General features: G+C 67.7%; 16 protein-coding genes. 6 read left to right on the top strand and 10 right to left on the bottom strand.

The features are described from left to right. Positions 1-30 precede the first annotated feature (30 nt). The 3 genes from AB0M14_RS31365 to AB0M14_RS31375 all read right to left on the bottom strand — a co-directional run bounded on the left by AB0M14_RS31365 (position 31) and on the right by AB0M14_RS31375 (position 4496). The gene (locus AB0M14_RS31365; RefSeq protein ID WP_365001457.1) at positions 31-1863 is read right to left on the bottom strand and encodes a long-chain fatty acid--CoA ligase; all 1833 of its coding nucleotides are present in this window, start codon (positions 1861-1863) and stop codon (positions 31-33) included. Positions 1864-2021: 158 nt separating this feature from the next. Next, positions 2022-2801, bottom strand: a complete 780-nt coding sequence (locus AB0M14_RS31370; RefSeq protein WP_365001460.1) for a GTP cyclohydrolase II — start codon at positions 2799-2801, stop codon at positions 2022-2024. Between the two features lie 132 nt (positions 2802-2933). Continuing rightward, positions 2934-4496, bottom strand: coding sequence for a PfkB family carbohydrate kinase (locus AB0M14_RS31375; protein WP_365001462.1), 1563 nt, complete (start codon positions 4494-4496; stop codon positions 2934-2936). Between the two features lie 507 nt (positions 4497-5003). On the opposite strand from AB0M14_RS31375, the gene AB0M14_RS31380 reads away from it, so the two are divergent. Further along, positions 5004-5270 carry a hypothetical protein gene (locus AB0M14_RS31380; protein WP_365001464.1) on the top strand — a complete coding sequence of 89 codons (267 nt, stop codon included), beginning with the start codon at positions 5004-5006 and terminating at the stop codon, positions 5268-5270. Between the two features lie 17 nt (positions 5271-5287). Continuing rightward, positions 5288-5647, top strand: coding sequence for a hypothetical protein (locus AB0M14_RS31385; protein WP_365001466.1), 360 nt, complete (start codon positions 5288-5290; stop codon positions 5645-5647). An 89-nt stretch (positions 5648-5736) separates the two neighbouring features. Here the strand turns inward: AB0M14_RS31385 and AB0M14_RS31390 are convergent, their stop codons facing one another. From AB0M14_RS31390 to AB0M14_RS31415, 6 genes are all read right to left on the bottom strand, one after another. Next, positions 5737-7206, bottom strand: a complete 1470-nt coding sequence (locus tag AB0M14_RS31390) for a PfkB family carbohydrate kinase (RefSeq protein WP_365001469.1) — start codon at positions 7204-7206, stop codon at positions 5737-5739. Positions 7207-7222: 16 nt separating this feature from the next. After that, positions 7223-8299 carry a quinone-dependent dihydroorotate dehydrogenase gene (locus AB0M14_RS31395; RefSeq protein WP_365001472.1) on the bottom strand — a complete coding sequence of 359 codons (1077 nt, stop codon included), beginning with the start codon at positions 8297-8299 and terminating at the stop codon, positions 7223-7225. Positions 8300-8304: 5 nt separating this feature from the next. Next, a complete protein-coding gene (locus AB0M14_RS31400) occupies positions 8305-8553 on the bottom strand; it encodes a DUF5703 family protein (RefSeq protein ID WP_365002032.1) in 249 nt (82 codons plus the stop codon). A gap of 2 nt (positions 8554-8555) precedes the next feature. Beyond that, the gene (locus AB0M14_RS31405) at positions 8556-9554 is read right to left on the bottom strand and encodes a hypothetical protein (protein ID WP_365001475.1); all 999 of its coding nucleotides are present in this window, start codon (positions 9552-9554) and stop codon (positions 8556-8558) included. Positions 9555-9660: 106 nt separating this feature from the next. Then, on the bottom strand, positions 9661-11169 hold the full coding sequence (locus AB0M14_RS31410; protein ID WP_365001478.1) for an amino acid permease: 1509 nt from the start codon (positions 11167-11169) through the stop codon (positions 9661-9663). Further along, positions 11166-12590 carry a glutamate decarboxylase gene (locus tag AB0M14_RS31415; protein WP_365001480.1) on the bottom strand — a complete coding sequence of 475 codons (1425 nt, stop codon included), beginning with the start codon at positions 12588-12590 and terminating at the stop codon, positions 11166-11168. Before AB0M14_RS31415 ends, AB0M14_RS31410 begins: the two co-directional genes overlap by 4 nt. Positions 12591-12718: 128 nt before the next feature. On the opposite strand from AB0M14_RS31415, the gene AB0M14_RS31420 reads away from it, so the two are divergent. Then, positions 12719-13630 carry a glutaminase gene (locus AB0M14_RS31420; RefSeq protein ID WP_365001482.1) on the top strand — a complete coding sequence of 304 codons (912 nt, stop codon included), beginning with the start codon at positions 12719-12721 and terminating at the stop codon, positions 13628-13630. A 1-nt stretch (position 13631) separates the two neighbouring features. On the opposite strand, the gene AB0M14_RS31425 is transcribed toward AB0M14_RS31420, so the two are convergent. Next, complete coding sequence (locus tag AB0M14_RS31425) at positions 13632-14765, bottom strand: type II asparaginase (protein ID WP_365001485.1); 1134 nt, start codon at positions 14763-14765, stop codon at positions 13632-13634. Positions 14766-14884: 119 nt separating this feature from the next. Here AB0M14_RS31425 and AB0M14_RS31430 point away from each other — a divergent pair, with 119 nt between their 5' ends. From AB0M14_RS31430 to AB0M14_RS31440, 3 genes are read left to right on the top strand one after another with little or no spacing between them, the layout of a single operon-like run. Beyond that, a complete protein-coding gene (locus AB0M14_RS31430; RefSeq protein ID WP_365001488.1) occupies positions 14885-16516 on the top strand; it encodes a bifunctional aspartate transaminase/aspartate 4-decarboxylase in 1632 nt (543 codons plus the stop codon). Between the two features lie 29 nt (positions 16517-16545). Further along, positions 16546-18225, top strand: coding sequence for an aspartate-alanine antiporter (gene aspT / locus AB0M14_RS31435; protein ID WP_365001490.1), 1680 nt, complete (start codon positions 16546-16548; stop codon positions 18223-18225). 24 nt (positions 18226-18249) lie between these two features. Next, complete coding sequence (locus tag AB0M14_RS31440) at positions 18250-19251, top strand: AraC family transcriptional regulator ligand-binding domain-containing protein (RefSeq protein WP_365001493.1); 1002 nt, start codon at positions 18250-18252, stop codon at positions 19249-19251. Positions 19252-19283 lie beyond the last annotated feature (32 nt).

Consider the following 19283-nt stretch of genomic DNA (forward strand, 5'->3'; position numbering starts at 1 on the left):
ACGCCCGGGGCCACTGTCGTTGCCGAGGAACTACTTCAGGTCGATGACCGTGTCCGGCGCGTCCTTCTCGTACAGCGCCGCGATCTCGGCGCCGTACTTGGCGGCGATCGGGTTGCGCTTGAGCTTCATGGTCGGGGTCAGCTCCTCACCGCCCGGCTCCCACGGCTGCGGGACGACGGTGAAGCGCTTGATCTGCTCGACCCGCGACAGCTTCCGGTTGCCCGACTCCACAGCGGCGCGCACCTCGTCGAGGATTTCCTTGCGCACCGACAGCGCCGCGAGATCATCGCCGGGGACGTCCAGCGCCTTGGCGCGCAGGGCGGCGGTGTCGGGATCGAGGGTGATCAGCGCGCCGATGTAGGGCTTGGCCTCGCCGATCGCCACGACCTGACCGATCAGCGAGGACGCCGACTTCACCGAGTTCTCGATGTTGGTGGGGGAGATGTTCTTCCCCGCCTCGTTGATGATCAGTTCCTTCTTGCGGTCCACGATGCGGACGTAGCCGTCGGCGTCGATGGTGGCGACGTCGCCGGTGTGCAGCCAGCCGTCGTCGTCGATCGCTTCCTTGGTCTTGTCGGCCTGCTTGCGGTAACCGGGGGTGACGATCGGGCCGCGGCACAGCAGTTCGCCGTCCTCGCCCAGGCGCAGTTCCAGGCCGTCCACGGCGCGGCCGACCGAGCCGGGACGCGGCTTGGCCAGTTCGGTGTAGGTGCCGACGCCGGTGGTCTCGGACATGCCCCAGACCTCGGTGACGGTGAACCCGAGGCCGAGGTAGTACTCGAGGGTCTCCGGCGGGATCGCGGCCGCGCCCGAGGCGGCGACCTTCAGGTTGTCCATGCCCAGCGCGGCGCGCAGCTTGGACAGCACGAGGGTGTCGGCGAGCTTGTATTGCAGGCCGAGAATCGGGCCGCGGCTCTTGCCGGCCAGGTCGGCGCGCGCGGCCGCGATACCGGTCTGGATCGCCCAGTTCGCCAGGTTCTTCTTCACCGGGCTCGGTTCCTGCGACAGCTTGCCGTCGATGCCGGCCTTGATCTTCTGCCACACCCGCGGCACACCGAAGAACACGGTCGGGCGGGCGTCGGGCAGCGCGGCGGCGATCTCCCGCGGGTCCGGCACACAGGTGACGAGCATGCCGGTGAGCAGGCTGATGGCGTGCCCGGAGATGCGGTCGGCCACGTGCGCGGCCGGCAGGTAGGAGATGGCGCGGTCGTCGTAGCCGACCCGCAGCGGTCCGTTGACCAGCGCGATGATCTGGGCCAGCACGTTGCGGTGGGTGATCTCCACGCCCTTGGACGGGCCGGTGGTGCCGGAGGTGTAGATCAGGGTGGCCAGGTCGCCGGGGTTGACGGCTTTCCAGGTCTCGTCGAAGTCGAACTCCAGCAGCGGATCCGCTTCCACCGCGGTCAGGTCGAGCGCGCCCTCGGCGGGGCCGTCGACCAACACGATGTGCGCGAGCTCCACGCCCGCCGCCCGGATGGTCTCCAGGAAGGCGCGCTCGGTGATCACGACCTTGTTCTCGGCATTGGTGAACAGATGGGTGATCTGCTCGGGCGAGCTGGTGTTGTAGATCGAGAACGGCGTGGCGCCCAGGTGCAGGGCGGCGGTGTCGACCAGGTTGAACTCCGGCCGGTTGGTGAGCATGATGCCGACGGTGTCGCCGTGGCCGACGCCCAGCTTCGCCAGCCCCGCGGCGATGACCCGGACCCGGTCGCCGTACTGCTGCCAGCTGATCTCCGTGGTGCCCCCGACCGTCCGCAACGCGATGGCGTCGGGCCGCAGCTTGATCGTCTCCTGGAACGCCTCGGGAACGGTGTAGACCGTTTTGCCGGACTCGTGCGCGAAACCGATTTCTGTTGTGCTCATTTTCCTGTCCCGATAGCTCTGGCTGAGAACCGACCTCGATACGCCTCGCCGTCACTGACACAGTGTGCAGAAGGTTGTGTCATCAACTCACGGTTCGGCGCGTCATCGAGTGGCGCGGCTCACTTATCGTAACCAAAGAAACAGTAAAGTGGCGGTCGTTACCCCGAGGTCGCGACCAAACCGGCCTTCTTGGCCCGGCGGCGCGCGGTGAATCCGCTCTCGCGGGAGCGCCACAACCAGTGGATACGGCGCTTGCGCGGCTCGTCGTCGATCACCGCGGGCAGAATCGCGGTGTCTTCGACCACGGTGGACGCCTCGATCGCCCAGGGCGCCTCCGCCTCGATCGGAATCCAGTGCCGTCGTCGTTTGCGCTTGGCCTCGAGGTATTGCCGGGCCCGCGCGCTGCGGGCGCGGGTCAGCAGCGGCACCGGTGTGACGGCGATACCGGCCGCTCGCAGCGCGTGCGCCTTGTCGGGGTTGTTGGTAAGCAGTCGGACTGTGTTCAAGCCGAGTGCGGCAAGGGATTTCGCGGCCAGCTCATAGGAGCGAGAATCCTCGGGCAGGCCCATCGAACGGTAGCTGGTGAAGGTGTCGGCCCCGGTCAGGTCGCCGTCGCGCAGGCCGCGAGCCTTGGCGATCAGTCCGGCGCCGCGGCCTTCCTGCTCCAGGTAGACCAGCACGCCGGAGCCTTTGCCCTGGATCAGGTCCATCGCCTTGTCCAGTTCGGGGCCGCAATCACAGTCGTCGGAGCCCAGCGCGTCCCCGTAGAGACACCGCGAGTGAATTCGGACCAGACAGTCGTCGTCGATCTCGCCGAAGATCAAGACGAAGCCGCCGTCGCGTACATCGGTTAGTTCCAGCACCCGCACCTGCAACTCACGGCCCTTGCGCGTCAACCGATGTGCGGTTTCAGGCAGGTCTGACGCGATTCTGGTCACAAACGTCCTCCGGAACATGAATGGGTAGGCGATCTGGGTGGGTGCGTAACGACATGAGACGAAACGAGACGATAGCGAGCGGCTACCGACGAGCGACACCGGGTCTATGGCGGGTGCGCAACCAGCGCATGCTCAGCCGCCTTCCGTACCGGTGCCGGCGCCGCCGGGATAGTTCGCGATCCGGTCGATCTCCTCGGCCAGCGGCATAGTTCCGGCAACCTCGTCGAAGGACTGGGTGGCGGCCATGGCGGCGGTGGCCCATTCGAAGTCGGCGCGGTCGGCCGCGCGATCGTTGGTAACCAGCCGCGCCGCCAGGGCTGAAGTGAAAGCCGCACGCGCGCCGGGGGATTCGGTCAGCTGGGCGGCCATCGGGCGGGCGACGTCGAGGTTCGTGGATGCCGAACGCACCTGGCATTCGAAGCCCTCGACCGTGCAGACGGTGTCGACGCCCATGGCCAGCAACTGCTGCACGGTCTCGGCGCTGCCGTTCTCGGGCTCGAGTTCGCGCTCGCTGAGTGCCCATCGGGCGCTCCGCTCGCCCGGGGTGAGCAGGCTGGCCAGCTCCCGGCGAGTGCCGATCAGGTAATCGATCTGGTTCAGCTTGCGGTAGAGGTACTGCGGCATGTCCAGCGGCGGTGTGGGCTGCACCAGCACCCACGGCGGATCCGACGCGGTCCGGACCAACTCCAGGACGTGTTCGATGACGGTGAGCGGCTGTTCGAAGGTCATGAGCAGCGCGTCGGCTTCGACGATCGCCTGCCGCGCCGAGGACTTGTTCAGATCCTCCCGGCTCAGTGTGACCGCGTCGTCCGCACGGCCGATGGTGCCGACGCTCCCGCTGGCGGTGACGATGAGGGCGGCCACCGGGGTGTGTTCGTCCCGCACGGTTTTCACCAGCTCGGTGTCGACATGCTCTTCGTTGAGTTTGTGCAGGATCCGCAGGCCTGCCGAATCGTCCCCGATCGCGGCGAGCAGCCGCACCTGGTAGCCCAGGCGAGCGGCGGCGATGGCGCGATTGAGACCTTTGCCGCCGATCCGTTCCTCGAAACGTCCACGCGCCGGGCGTCCTTCGGCCGAGGGCATCAGATCGGTGCGATAGATGTGGTCGATGACAGCGTCGCCGACGACGGTGACCACGCCCATCTCCATCCGTGAATGCCGGCGCTTGGCAACGGTTTCCAGCACGGCCCCCGAGGGAGGCGTGCCGCGATAGGCGGATTGACTGGTCAGCAGTCCGGCGAGTTGGGTGACCGCGCGATGTTCGTGCGTCGAGCGCAACGAGCGCACCGTCGGCGGATCCGGCACCGGGTCCGCGCCGAGGTGGTTGTGCAGCCGCTGCCAGTTCTCGGTCAGGAACACCCGCCGCTGACCGAGGTCGGTGCCGTAGAAGCCCGCAAGGTCCACGCCGCTGGGCGGATTGTCGCGCAGCAGCTCCAAAGACAGTGCGGCATCGGCGATCAGGCGCTCGGTCGGCGGCAATTGCCGGGCCAGGTCCGCGACCACGGAGAGTACGACTTGTTCCGGCTCGACACCCTCGCGGTAGGCGCGATCACGCACCGCCTGCTGGCCCAGCAGTGGCTCGACATCGACCACCGTGCGCCGCAGCCGCCCTTCGCCACCGGCCAGACCACTGTGTTTGCCCAAGCGGGTGAGGATGTTTCGCACTGCGGCGGTCGCGGAATCCTGCGGCACCATGGCGCGATCCACTCCTCGAGGTGGTCATTTGTTCCGGGCTTGTACCGCGCTCACGATAGGCGGCAATTGCGGGTTTAGCCAGACTTCGCACGGTGAATTCCATGTAAGTCATGACAATTGACGTCAACCGGCGGCATTTGTCAAAGAAATAGTAGCGATTAACCGCCTGACCAGCCACACTTGAGTCCCAGGCGATACATCGCCCCCACCAGGAGCTCGGGAGGGTCTGGTGAGATGAGAGTGGTTCTCGTGAAACGGCGTATCCGCCGGCGCCGGCAGCATCGGCCCGACACGGAGCTGGAGCCGAACTTCGCCGGCTAGGCGTTCGCCCCCGTTCCTCTGACCACCCAGTCCGTCGTCGCCCCAAAACGCTTCTGTGTAGATATCGCACGATCCTCAGATATCGCGACATCGACCGACCGACCAGGCTCCGCCCGTCGGCCGGATCTCGCGCACCCGAAAACACGGCAGCGGGCTGACCCTGCGGATGCTCGACAGGAGGCATTCGTGACCCTGTATGTAACCGACTGGTCTGTGAGCAGCGATATCACCACCGAATCGGCACAGCGGGTTGCCGAGAAGTGGACCAGATCTTGGCGGTTGAGCTGGCTGCCGGACCGACTGCTAACACGTGAACAGGCAATTGCGGGGATGGATCTCGCGGAGATCGTCAGCACCCAGGCATTCCGGCACGACCGGATGGCACACCTTCGAGCCGTCCACTGTGCTGGACAACTCGGAATTCCGTTAGAACAGCTCATAACCGAGCTGTAGCACCCGGAGAGAGCGCAATGATCCGCACCACCGAATGGACCATGACCAGCGACATCACGCCCGAGACGGCGTACCGGAACACCGGTGCCGGCCGCCGATTATGGCGGTTGAGCTGGTTGCCCGACCGACTGCTGACCCGCGAACAGGCGCGGGCCGGAATGGAACTCGACGAAATCCTCAGCGACATCGACTCGGTGCACAACCGCGTCGCCCAGGCCCGCGCCGCCGACTGCGCCGCCGAACTCGGCCTGCTCTGGGAACAGGCGGTGATCATGCTGTCCAAGCGGATGATCGCCCGCCTGCAACTCGAACAGCACGCAAACGAGGAACCGCCGGTCACCGAGAGATACCGGCACCGACCGCATCTGGTCGGATAATCGCAGACTCTGCACCGGCGCAGCCGGTGCAGCAAAAGCGGCCGCCGGGCTCGTGGAGGGGTCGAGCCCGGCGGTCGTGTGCGTCTGTATCACTCGGCCAGGCGCACGATCCGGTCGATCGCGCCGGCCAGCGGCATCGCGCCCGGCACATCGTCGAAGGACTGGGTCGCGACCATCGCCGCGGTGGCCCAGCGGTAGTCGGCCTCGGTGGCGGGGTGGCCGGAGGTGATCACCCGGTGCGCGAGGGCGGCCCCGAACGCGGAGTGCGCGCCCGGGGCGTCCTGCAGCGCCGCCGGGAACGGCGGAATCACCATGCGGGCCTGCTCGGTATGGACGACGCAGCCGAAATCGGCGATCTCGCAAACCGTCCGCACGCCGAGTGCGCGCAACCGCTGTGCCGGGTCGGTGCCGGTGTGTAGTTCGACCTCGGGCAGCATGCGTGCCAATTGCGGTGGGGCGCCGATCAGATAGTCGACGCTGCCCAGGAATCGGTAGAGGTACTGCGGCGTCTCGATCCCCGGCGACGGATGCATCACGACGACCGGCGGCGTGGGTAGTTCGCGCAGTATGGTCAGCACCTGTTCGAGCACGACGAGTGGTTGCTCGAAGGTCAGCAGGACCGCGTCCGAGCTCGCGATGGTGTCCTTGAAGGCGGCGCCGGCCAACTGCTGGACGCTGGGCCGGATGCGTTCGTCGCGGCAGCCGATGGCGCTGGAGGCGCCGGTTCCGGTGATCATGAACGCGGTCACCGGCGTGCGCGCCCGGGGCACGATCCGGACCAGCTCGGTGCCGACGTCCTCCGAACGCAGATACCGCTGGATCCAGCGGCCGGCGTCGTCGTCGCCGACCGCCGCGACCAGGCGGGCCTCCAGCCCGAGCCGCGCGGCGGCCACGGCGCGGTTGAGTCCCTTGCCGCCCGGATGTGATTGAAAGCTGCCCGGGGTGGACGTTCCGACCGGCGGGATGTGGTCGACACGGTAGATGTGGTCGAGCACCGCGTCGCCCACCACGGTGACCACACCCCGGCGGGGTGTGCCCGGCTGCGCCGCGCCGTTTTCCGAGGCGCTCGCGGCCGGCACGCTGGAGGACGTGGTGACCAGCAGATGCGACAGCGCCGTCAGCGCGCGTGGCTCGCCCTGGGCCCGCAGCGTGCGGACCGCCGGAGCCGGCGGAGTTCGTGGCGCGCGGGTGCATTCGTGCAGCAGTGCCCAGTGCGCGGTCAGCGATTCACGCCTTGCGCTCAGGCCCGGCGCATACAAGCTGTCCAGATCGATACCGTCGGGCGGGTTCTTGCGGAGCAGGCCCAGGCACAGCACGGCATCCACGATCAGCCGGTCGGTCGGGCGCAACCCGCGCGCGGCCGCGCGCACCACCGCCAGCACGACTTCCTCGGGCGAAGCACCGGTGCGATGCGCGTGATGGCGCACCACCGGCAGCGAAAGCAGCGGCGCGACATCGACTTCGGTGGTGCGCAGGCGCTCTGGGTTCAGGCCGCTGCGTTTGCCGAGCCGGGTGAAGACTCCGCACAGCACCGCGATCGCCACGTCCTGCTCGGCCATCGAACTATCCCTACACTCAGGTGCGGGCGACGTTCTCCGCGCCGACCGCCTCGGCCAGCGAGGTGTAACCGTGCCGGCGCAGGCGCTCGGCGATGCCGCGGTGGATGGTGCGGGCCCAGAACGGACCGCCGTAGATGAAGCCGGTGAAGCCTTGGAGCAGGCTGGCGCCGGCCAGGATTCGCTCGTAGGCCTGATCGGCGGTCTCGATGCCGCCGACCGAGATCAGCACCACCTGGTCGCCGACCCGGCGGTAGAGCCGGCGCAGCACCTCGAGCGAGCGGTCGGCGACCGGGGGGCCGGACAGCCCGCCCGCGCCCATCGCGGCGACCTCGGACGCGCCGGTGTTCAGCCCGTCCCGGCGGATGGTGGTGTTGGTGGCGACGATGCCGGCCAGGCCCAGCTCGACGGCCAGGTCGGCGACGGCGTCGATATCGTCGTCGGACAGGTCCGGGGCGATCTTCACCAGTACCGGGACGCGCACGGTGTCGAGCACCGCCTGCAGGACCGGGCGCAGCGATTCGACGGCTTGCAGATCACGCAGGCCGGGAGTGTTGGGGGAGCTGACATTGACGACGACGAAATCGGCGAGCGGGCCCAGCAGCGCTGCGCTGACGGCGTAGTCGGCGGCGGCGTCGGCCGGTTCCACGATCTTGGTCTTGCCGATATTGGCGCCGATCGGCACCGTCGACGGGCGCTTGCGCAGCTGCTCGGCGGCTGCTGCGGCGCCGAAATTGTTGAAACCCATGCGGTTGATCAAGGCGCGGTCGGCGGGCAGCCGGAACAGCCGCGGCGCCGGATTGCCGGGCTGCGCCTGCGCGGTGACCGTGCCGATCTCGGCGTAACCGAAACCGAGCGGAGCCCAGGCGTCGGCGCCGTCGGCGTTCTTGTCGAACCCGGCGGCCAGGCCCAGCGGCGCGGGGAAATCGACGCCGAAGACCCGGTTGCGCAGGATCGGATCGTCCACGACCAGCAGTTTGCGCATGACGATCCGGGCCGGCGCGAACCGCGCGGCCCATTGCATGACGACGAAAGCCCAGTGATGGATGCGTTCCGGATCGAGCAGGAACATCAAGCGCAATAAGTTTGCGTACATCGGCGTCACATCCCCGGCTCGGGCTGGGGTAGGAGCGCGGATTTGCGGCGGCGCAGTAGCACGCGACGGCTGCCGTCGGTGTAGGCGCGCACGCGGGACAGCTCCCAGCCGCCGAACTCGGCCTGGATCGCCAGACGCATGGAGGCGGTCACCCGATTCATGTCCTTAGGTAGTCGCAACGGTACGTACTCGTAGTCGTCGCTCGTGTTTTCCGCCCAGCTGGCCGGTAACGCGCGGGAGTGTTTCGGCGTCAAATTCACTGCCCTCTCTTCCGCTGATCCGCCCGGATCCGCTGCAGCCCGTCACCGGTCGCGGAACCGACGAACAGGTCACCGGTCCGCTCGTCGACGGTCACCGAGTTGGGCTGGCGCACCGCCGGGTAGCGGCCCACCTCCACCGGTATACCCGTCGAGAGATCGAATCCCACAACTTCGTTGCTCTGCGTACACGTCACCCACACGGTCTCCGAGCGCTGATCGTATGCAAGTGCGTAAGGCGACGATCCTACCGGGAACCGCTGCCGCAGGAGCAGCGGTCCGGTGCTGTAGACCAGCAATTCGTTATCGGCGGAGTCGATGACCAGCACGCGGCCGAAGTGGTCGGCGATCATGCTGGTGGCGCCCTCGCCCGCCCGCTGGGCCAGGCCGAGGGTGTCCTCAGCTGGGTCGATCTCGGTGAGCGAGGACTGATGCCGGTCCAGGACGGTGAGGTGATCGGGGGTCCGGGCGAGCACGTCGGCCGAGACCAGACCGGACACGGTGCGCACGACCGCGCCGTCGGCGCTCAGAGTGCGGACCCGCCCGTCGGCGGTGCCGGCGACCAGGGTGCCGTCGCTGCTGTATTGCACCGAGCGCACGTCACCCTCGACCGGGACCTCGCTGGTGGTCGCGGCGGCGACGTCGACGCGCACGATCCGCTGCGGGGCCGCGACGAGCACTTCCCCGGCCTTGCCCGCCGCCAGGCTCGCGCCCGGCGCGGGCAGTGCGACGGTGCGCACCGCGCCGGTGCCCGGGTCGACCAGCAGCAGGGTCGCGCCGTCGAGCGCGGCGAGCTGTCCGGTGCCGGAATCGGCGACGAGCGCGGACACCGCGCGGCCGAGCGGAACGACCTGCCCGGCGGGGGCGGCGGTGGGTGCGGGAGCGACTGCGGCGGTGGCGGGTTCACGGGTCGGCGCGTCGGGCTTGCCGTCGCTCGAGGAACACCCGGTCAGCAACAGCAGCGTCGCCGCACTCGCAAGCGCCAACGGGACGCGCACACCGAACTCCTTTACACCACCGGGGTCAACCCCACTATCTGACCATGGTGGCGCACCGGGGCGGCCGACCGGGGTCGCGGGCGTGGCGGAATCCCCGTGACCCGGGTCACGCCGGGTCGGCGCTGGGGCCGAGCGCCTTGGCCTTCACCTCGTCGGACGGAATCCAGGACGGCTTCTTCATCCGCTCGATGATCAGCGGTATCGCGCAGAAGACGATCGCGCCGCCCGCCACCAGCCCGATGTAGGTGGCCTTGTTGCCGATCGGCAGTTGCGAGGGCGGCACGAAGGCCAGGATGAAGGCGAAAGCCACTGCGAGGAAGCCGATTCCGGCGAACAGCCACATGCCGACGGTGCCGCCGGGAATCTTGAACGCGCGCGGCAGCTCCGGCTGGGTGTAGCGCAGCCGGATGGCGGCGGCGTACATGACCATGTAGATGATCAGGTAGAGGCTGACCGCCATGGCCGAGATGAGGAAGAACGCCGAGCTGACGTCGTCCATGAACAGGTAGATCGAGGACAGCGCGGTGACGACGACGGCCTGGATGAGGAGGATGTTGGTTTGCACGCCACGGTCGTTCACCTTCTGGAGAACCGGCGGCAGCATGCCGTCGTGCGCGGTGGCGAGCACACCGCGGCTGGGACCCATGATCCAGGCCAGGATGCCGGCGAGGGCGCCGTAGGCGATGAGCGCGGCCAGGATACGCACCGGCCAGGTGCTGTGGATCATTTCGCGGAAGCCCGCGCTGAAGGCATCGAAGACGCCGGTATTGAGATCGATCTTGTCGTAGGGCACGATGCCCGCCACCGCGAGCGCGCCGAGAGTGAAAATGCCGAACGCCACGGCGGCCGCGATCATGATGGCCGCGGGATATCCCTTGGCGGGGTTTTTCAGCTCGGTCGAGTGCACGCCTTGGGACTCGACGCCGGCGAAGTTGAGCAGAATCCCGGCCAGGAAGGCCAGTCCGGACAACCCCGCGATATAAGGGAAGAAGCGCGGGGAATCGTGGCCGTCGTGGGCGACGGTCACCGCCTGATCGGTGGTGTGCTCCCAGCCAACGGCGTGCCCGGTCGAGATCCACCAGAGGAACACGCCCACCAGCACCAGACCGGGCAGCGCCGTGCCGGCCAGGAACCCGAGCCGGGTCACCTTCAGGGCGAACTGGTTGCTGACGAAGGCGACCGCGGTGCACACCCAGAAGGCGACGATCGCGAAAATGCCGACGTAGGTGTGGTTTTGGGCCAGATCCGGCTTGTCCAGCGCGAAGGCCACGCCGGCCGCGGCGAAACTCATGCCGGTCGGGTAGAAGACGATCACCTGGATCCAGGACAGGAAGATGATCGCGAAGCCCACCTTCTTGCCGAAGGCCCCGCTGATCCAGGCGTACAGACCACCGGCCTTGGCGGCGTACATGCTGCCGAGCTCCGCGGCCACCAGTCCGGCCGGGATCAGGAACAGCAGCGTCGAGAAGCCGATGTAGAAGAACATCGTCATCTCTTCCTTGGCCATCATCGGCAGCCCGCGCAGGCTGGTGACGATGGAGGCGGCGGTGGTGAATCCGAGGGCGGAGACGGTCAGGTACTTGGTCGCGGGCGCGGCGCGATGTGCGCCGGTCATTTCCGGCCGCCCGAAACCGCCGCGCCCACCGTCGATCCCGGCGTCGGCACCGCGGCCTTGGCGGAGTGGGTGAACCCGCCCGCGTCCTCCTTGGTGAGCGGCTTGGCCATCGGATTCTTCTGTAGCGCGGCGATGCTGCGTTCCATGTCGGTCAGCAGCATGTCGATGATGTCGATGCTGAAGCCGTGCCGCAGCACCGCGCGCATGATCACCTGCTCCTCGCGGTCGGCGGGCAGCGGGTAGGCGGCGATGAGCCAGCCGCGGGTGCGCAGCCGATCGGAGAGGTCGTAGAGATTGAAGCCCGCGTCGGTGTCGGTCAGCTTCCAGGACACCGCGGTGATGCCGCGCCGCGGATCCCCGTCGTGGATCATCTCGAAGAAGCCGAGTTCCCGCAGGCCGGCGGCCAGATGCTGGGAGACGGCGTAGATCTGCTCTTGCACGCGCCGGTAGCCGGTGCGGCCGAGGCGGATGAAGTCGTAGTACTGGGTGATGGTCTGGCTGCCGGGGCGGGAGAAGTTGAGATTGAAGGTGGCCATGCTGCCGCCGAGGTAGTCGACGTTGAAGATCAGGTCCTCGGGCAGGTCGGCGGCCTCGCGCCAGATCGCCCAGCCCGCGCCCAGGGGAGCCAGACCGGTCTTGTGGCCGGAGGCGTTGATCGACTTCACCCGCGGTAACCGGAAGTCCCACACCACTTCCGGCGCGCAGAACGGCGCGAGGAATCCGCCGCTGGCCGCGTCGACGTGGATCGGAATGTCGAGGCCGGTCCGCGCCTGGATGTCGTCGAGCGCCGTGGCGATGCCCGCCACATCCTCGAACAGTCCGGTGAAGGTCTGACCGAAGGTGGGCACCACCATCATGGTGTTCGCGTCGACGCGGTCGGCGAGGTCGTCGGGGTGCATGGTGAGCCGGTCCCCGCGCAGCGGGACCTGGCGGATCTCGACGTCGAAGTACCGCGCGAACTTCTCCCAGCAGACCTGGACGGGACCGCACACGAAATTGGGAATTCCGGTGCCGCCCTGCTTGCGCCACCGGAACTTGGCCGCCAACCCGCCGAGCATGGCGGCCTCGCTGGAACCGGTGGTGGAGGTGCCGAGCGTGTGCTGCGGGTCGGGGCAGTTCCACAGGTCGGCGACCATGTGCACGCAGCGTTCCTCGATCTCCGCGGTCTGCGGGTACTCGTCCTTGTCGACGATGTTCTTGTCCAGGGATTCGTTCATCAGCCGCCGGGCCTGGTCGTCGACCCAGGTGGTGCAGAAGGTGGCCAGATTCATCCGGGAGACGCCGTCGAGCATCAATTCGTCATGCACCAGTTCGTAGGCGACCTGCGGGAACATCTCCGGGACCGGGAATTCGTTCTTGGGGGCGCTGCGGCGGATGCCGGGCATCGCGAACAGATCGTCGGGCTCGAGCGCGTCGGACATCTCGCCTCCGGATGATTGCAAACAAATAGCTGACATCGCGAATGTGGTCGAGCTGCCCTTCAAACTAGTGATAACGCTTCTGAATTCGTAACCGTTTCGAGGTTGCTAAACGATTACTATCCACTTTCATGGACTATCAGGATGTCGTCGGGCAAGTGCTGTCCGCGGTCAAACCGCACATCGGTGCGGGGCAGGTCGCGGACTACATTCCCGACCTCGCGCGGGTGGACCCCAACCAGTTCGGTTTCGCGATCGCCACCGTCGACGGGCAGGTCTACAGCGACGGCGACGTCGACGTGCCCTTCGCCATCGAGAGCATCTCCAAGGTCTTCGCCTTGGCCCTGGTCCTGCCCAAGCGCGACACCAAGATCTGGGACCGGGTGCGCCGGGAACCGTCCGGCCTGGCGTTCAACGACCTCATCCAACTCGAGGTGGAGAACGGCATCCCGCGCAATCCGTTCATCAATCCCGGCGCGATCGTCACCACCGATCAGCTGCTGGCCGATACCGGCGACGCCGTCGCGGCCATGCGCGCCCTGCTGCGCGCCGAGACCGGGAACCCGCACCTGGAAGTCGACAGCGTCACCGCCGAATCCGAGCTGCGCACCGGCGACCGCAACCGCGCCATCGCCTACCTGATGGCCAGCTTCGGGAACATGGTGAACCCGGTCGATCTGGCTCTGGACCACTACTTCCGGCAGTGCTCGTTCAGCATCACCTGCGCCGAACTGGCCAAGGTGGGCTTGATCATCGCCCGGCACGGGTTGCGCGTGGACGGCTCGCGACTGCTGGAGGAAGGCGACACCCGCCACATCATCGCGCTCATGGCCACCTGCGGCACCTATGACGAGGCGGGCAATTTCGCCTACCGGGTCGGGCTGCCGATCAAGAGCGGCGTCGGCGGCGGCATGCTCGCGATCGTGCCCGGCATCTGCTCGGTCGCCACCTGGGGTCCCGGACTCGACCCCAAGGGCAACTCGGCCACCGGCGCGCTCGCCTTGGAAACCTTCGCGCAAGTCAGTGGGTTGGCGGTGTTCTGAACTAGACGGCGGCGAAATCCCGCTGCACCTGCGCCGGATCGGTGACACCGTTGACCAGCAAGAGCTGCAACAGGATTCGTGATTTCGCCGGGTTCAGGCCGAGCGCGGAGACGGTGCCCAGGTCGTCGTCGTTGAGCTCGGCGTTGCGCACGACGCTGCCGGAACCGACTCGGCTGGAACGGACTACGAGCACGCCCTTCTTCGCGGCATTGCTGAGCGCGGCGACGACCGGCTTGGCGGTGTTGCCGTCGCCGACGCCGGCCAGGACGATGCCCTGCGCGCCGTGCCCCAGCGCGTCGTTGACCTGGGTGGCGTCCATCCCCGCGTGCGAGTAGACGATGTCGACGCGGGGTAGCGGCGACTTTCCCGGAACCGGAAAGGTCAGCCGTGGTTGCGCAGACGGCGGTGCGCCGAAGGTGACCGCGGCCGCGTCGACGTGGCCGAGGGGCCCGGTGTTGGGGGAGACGAAGGTCTGCACGCTGGTGGTGTTGCTCTTGGTCACGTCCTCGGCGCCGTGGATGGTGTCGTTGAGCACGACCATGGCGCCGCGCCCGCGCGCCGCCGGGGCGGCCGCGACCTGGACGCCGGAGCGCAGGTTGGCGGGACCGTCGGCGCTCAGGGCGGTGGCGGGGCGCATCGAGCCGACCAGGACCACCGGTTTGTCGCTGGCGACCACGTGATCGAGGAAGAACGCCGTCTCCTCGATGGTGTCGGTGCCGTGGGTGACCACGATGCCGTCGGCGCGGTCCTCGGCGAAGATTTGATTGATCTTGGTCGCCAGGGCCAGCCAGACCTCGTCGTTCATGTCCTGGCTACCGATGTTCGAGACCTGCACGGCGTCCAGCTTCGCGATCTTGTCCAGGCCGGGGACGGCGTCGATGAGATCCTGGGCGCTGGCCTGGCCCGCGGTGTAGCCCACCGCGGAGTTCGCGTTGGCCTTGCCGGCGATGGTGCCGCCGGTGGCCAGGATCGTCACGCGCGGCAGGGCTCCGGCTGCCGGAGCCTCGTGCGCCGGGTCCGCGGCATGTGGTGACGACGCGGCCGGCGGATCGGACGAGTCGTTCCCGCATCCCGCGACCAGGACTGCGGAGCAGGCCGCCAGGCCGGCTAGACGGAGCAGGGTCTTGCGCGCCATGGTGATCTCCTTGGGGTACCGGCCGTACTTCAGGTTTCACACTGGGTAGCACTAGCAGCGTAGTAGCAAATTTCTAGCAAACGCACGTGGTTCGTCGATATCCCCGGCATGCTGGGGCGATGAGCGTCGAAAACGAGGTCGACCGCCGGGCCGAGAAGAAGTGGGAGCAACTGAGCCCGTTCGAATTGAAAGACGAGCTCATCGAGCTGGCCGGCGAGCACATGAAGAAGACCGCGCACGCGATGATCAACGCCGGTCGCGGCAATCCGAACTGGACCTCCGTCACCGCACGGTCGGCGTTCTACCTGCTCGGCCGATTCGCGGTCGCCGAAGCGAAACGGGACTGGGACGAATTCCCGGGGCTGGCGGGAATGCCGCAGCCCAGCGGGATCGCGGCGCGATTCGACGCGTTCCTCACCGCCGAGCCCGAGAGCGAGGAGGTGCGGCTACTGCGCGGTGCGGTCGAATACGGCACCGTGACACTGGGTTTCGACGCCGATGCCTGGGTGGGTGAGCTGGCGGACGCGATCCACGGCGACCACTACCCGGTGCCGGACCGCATGCTGACCCACATCGAACGGGTGATGCACGCCTACCTCGATCTCGCGATGGGCGGTGCGCCGGCGGGCGGCTGGGACCTGTTCGCCACCGAAGGCGGCACCGCCGCCATGTGCTACCTGTTCGACAGCTGTGTGGTCAACGGCGTCCTCGCACCTGGCGACCGCATCGCGATCATGACGCCGATCTTCACTCCGTACCTGGAGATTCCGCATCTGGAGCGCTACCACTTCGACGTGGTCGAGGTGCAGGCGACGAAGACGGCGTCCGACGGCCTGCACACCTGGCAGTACCCCGCCGCCGAGATCGAGAAGCTCGCCGATCCGAGCGTCAAGGCGTTGTTCCTGGTCAATCCCTCGAATCCGCCGTCGGTGATGCTGGATTCGGCGACCCTCGAGCGGATCGCGCAGATCGCGGCGAAGGAGAACCCGGACCTCACGATCATCACCGACGACGTGTACGGGACCTTTGTCGAAGGCTTCCAGTCGCTGATGTCGGCCGCGGCGGCGAACACCATCGGCGTCTATTCCTTCAGCAAGTACTTCGGGTGCACCGGGTGGCGTTTGGGCGTGATCGCGGTGGCCAAGGACAATGTCTTCGACGCGCGGATCGCGAATGCGCCCACCGCGGAGCGGGATCGGCTGGCCGCGCGGTACTCCACCATCGCCCTGGAACCCGCGAAGCTGAAATTCATCGATCGCATGGTCGCCGATTCCCGCGACGTGGCGCTCAACCACACCGCCGGTTTGTCTACGCCGCAACAGGTTCAGATGGCGCTGTTCGCGCTGGGGGATCTGCTCGACAAGGACGCGCGGCACAAGCAGAACTGCGAGGCGATCATCGCCCGCCGCCTGCGCACCCTGTGCGACGGCCTCCAGGTTCCGGTGCCCCAGGACCCGAACGCCGCGAACTACTACGTCGAACTCGACCTGATGCTGTGGGTGAAACAACACTGGAGCCACGAGTTCGCCCAGTGGCTCGCCGCCGAGCACGAACCGGTGGACCCGGTATTCCGGCTGGCCGAACAGGATTCGATCGTGCTGCTCAACGGCGGCGGATTCGACGGGCCGGAGTGGTCGGTGCGAGTCTCGCTGGCCAATCTCCGTCAGGACAGCTACGCCGAGATCGGGCGCTGGCTGCGCGAAATCATGGATGAGTACCACCGCGAGTTCCAGAGTCGCACCACGCGCTGACCCGGCCCGCTCTCACGGAGGACGACCGCATGCATGCGATCAAGACGTTCCTGCAGGACACCCCGGAGGCGGCGCTGTTCCTGTGCCTGGCTCTGGGTTACGCGATCGGCAAGATTCGGATCTGGAAGCTGTCCCTCGGCGGTGTCGCCGGAACCCTGATCGTGGCCATCTTCGTCGGCATGGCGGGCCACATCACGGTGAACGCGCAGGTGAAGAACATCGCCTTCGCGCTGTTCATCTTCACGCTCGGCTACATCTCCGGTCCGACCTTCTTCGCCAGCCTCAACCGGAAGAGCTTGAAGTACGGCACCTTCACGGTGGTCGAGGTCGCGAGCGTGCTGCTGATCACCGCGGCGGCCACGCTCATCATGAAGCTCGATCCCGGAACCGCCGCCGGTCTGCTGGCCGGCGGCGCCACCGAATCCGCGGCGGTCGGCACCGCGACCGACGCGATCGCGCGGCTGGACCGGCCGGCCGAGGAGATCAGCGCCTTGCAGGCCAATGTCGGTACGGCCTATTCGATCTCCTACATCTGCGGGCTGATCGTGGTGGTGCTGCTGTCGAGCCAGGTCTTCCCGCTGATCATGCGCGTCAATCTGCGCGAGGAGGCGGACAAGCTGTGGAAGCAGCTCGGGGGCAGTGCGGACGACGCCGACGGGCAGGTGCCCGCCGCGCCCGATCTCATCGGCCGCGCGTTCCAAGTGGAGCGGGTCGCCGGGCAGGCCCTCGGCGCGGTGACGGCGGATCTCGGCGGTCACCTGACGATCGAGCGCGTGCTGCGCGGCGGCAAGATCCTCGCTGTCGCGGACGATCTGGCGCTGCGGGCCGGTGATCAGGTGCTGGTGGTGGGGCCCCGCGCGGCCATGGTGCCCGCGGAGGACGCGATCGGCCCGGAGATCGTGCCGGGCAAGGATCTCGAGACCACGCTCGAGGTCGACCAGGTGGTGCTCGATCACCGCCAGGAGTCCACGACCCTGGGCGACCTGGAACACAAGCTGGGTAACCGCCTGTATGTGACCAGCCTGGTCCGCGAGGACAAGGAACTGCCGCTGCGGCCCGGTATGCCGGTGCAGCGCGGTGACACGCTCCGGCTGACCGGCGCCAAGAACGATCTCGCGAAAATCGTTCCGGCCCTGGGATATCGCCTCGATCCCAGCGTCAAGGCCGACATCATCTACATCGCGCTCGGAGTCGCGCTCGGCTTCCTGATCGGCAAGATCGTCGTGCCGGTCGGGAGTATCCCGCTGACACTCGGCACCGGCGGCGGGTGCCTGCTGACCGGATTGCTGTTCGGCTGGTTCCGGTCCCGCAATCCCGAGATCGGGCAGTACGCGCCCGCGGCGGCCGATGTCATCAAGACGCTGGGCCTGTCGGTCTTCATCGCGGTCGTCGGCCTGACGTCCGGTCCACAGGCCGTGGACCTGGTCCGCAAATTCGGGTGGGGACTACCGATCGCCGGTGTGCTCATGACCGCCGTGCCCGCCTGCCTCTCGCTGCTGGTCGCGTGGAAGGTGATGAAGCTGCCCGCGCCCTTGGCGCTGGGCGCTATTACGGGACAACAGTGTTCGACGCCCGGTATCACCGCGGTGCAGCAGGTCGCGGGTAACGCGACCCCGCTCATGTCGTACACGATCGTCTACGCGCTCTCCAACGTCGCCTTGCCCCTGCTGGGGCCGATCGCCGTGGCGATGACCGAAGCCCTAACCTGAGTCGAAGACGGACCGGAGGGCTGAGTGGTGGCGAGAACAGTGCCGATCGACTTCGTGCGGGCGGCCGTGACGATGGCGGGCAGGCGGGAGGTCGACACCGGATCGCTGTTGCGGTCGGCCGGTGTCGCGCCGGAGCTGATCAGCCAGGACCGGGCGCGGGTGACCGTCGCGCAGATGACGCGCACCGTGCAGCAGTTGTGGCGGGTCACCGATGACGAGCTGTTCGGGCTGGGGCCGTACCCGGTGCCGCGCGGCACCCTGCGGCTGATCTGCTTCGGGCTGCTCGGCTGCCCGGATCTGGGTTCGGCGCTCGATAGATTCGCCGAGTATCAGCGCCTGACGCCCGGCTTGCCGCCGATGGCGGTGACGACGGAGCGCTCCCGCGCTCGGTTCACCATCGACACCTCGAAGCTCGACGATCCCGAGCATCTGGTCACCGCGTTTCTGCTGGCCGCCGCGCATCGCATGATGGCGTGGGGGATCGGTCGGCGGATTCCGCTGCGGCAGGTGGAATTCCCGTTCCGCAGACCGGGCGGAGCCGCCGATTTGGGGCTGGTGTTCGGAGCGCCGCTCGCATTCGAAAGCAGTACCGCCGCACTGGGTTTCGAACGGTCGATCCTGTCGATGCCGATCACGCAGACCGAACAGACGCTGCTCGAGTGGGAGCGCAACGCGCCCGGGGATCTGCTGTCGCGGCGCGACTACGGCACTGCGTTGTCCGAGCAGGTGCGTCGCATTCTGGCTCGCGGTCGCGACGGCGTCTGGGCGAGCGCCGAGGAGATCGCGCAGCGCCTGGCCATCAGCCCGGCGACCGTGCGTCGCAAACTCGCTGCGGAAGGCACCTCGGTCACCGAGATCCGCGCGGACATTCTGCGTGATGCCGCGATTGCCGGGCTGGTGGGTGGTGAGTCGGTGGAGTCACTGTCCGGCCGTCTCGGCTTCTCCGAGTCCAGCGCCTTCCGCCGGGCGTTCCGGCGGTGGACCGGCAGCCCGCCCGGCGCGTACCGCGCGGAATCGGGGGAGTAGTCGGCGTGATGCGCAAGGACCGCGTCTCGCGG

Source organism: Nocardia sp. NPDC051832 (assembly GCF_040681285.1).
Taxonomy (GTDB): Bacteria; Actinomycetota; Actinomycetes; order Mycobacteriales; family Mycobacteriaceae; genus Nocardia.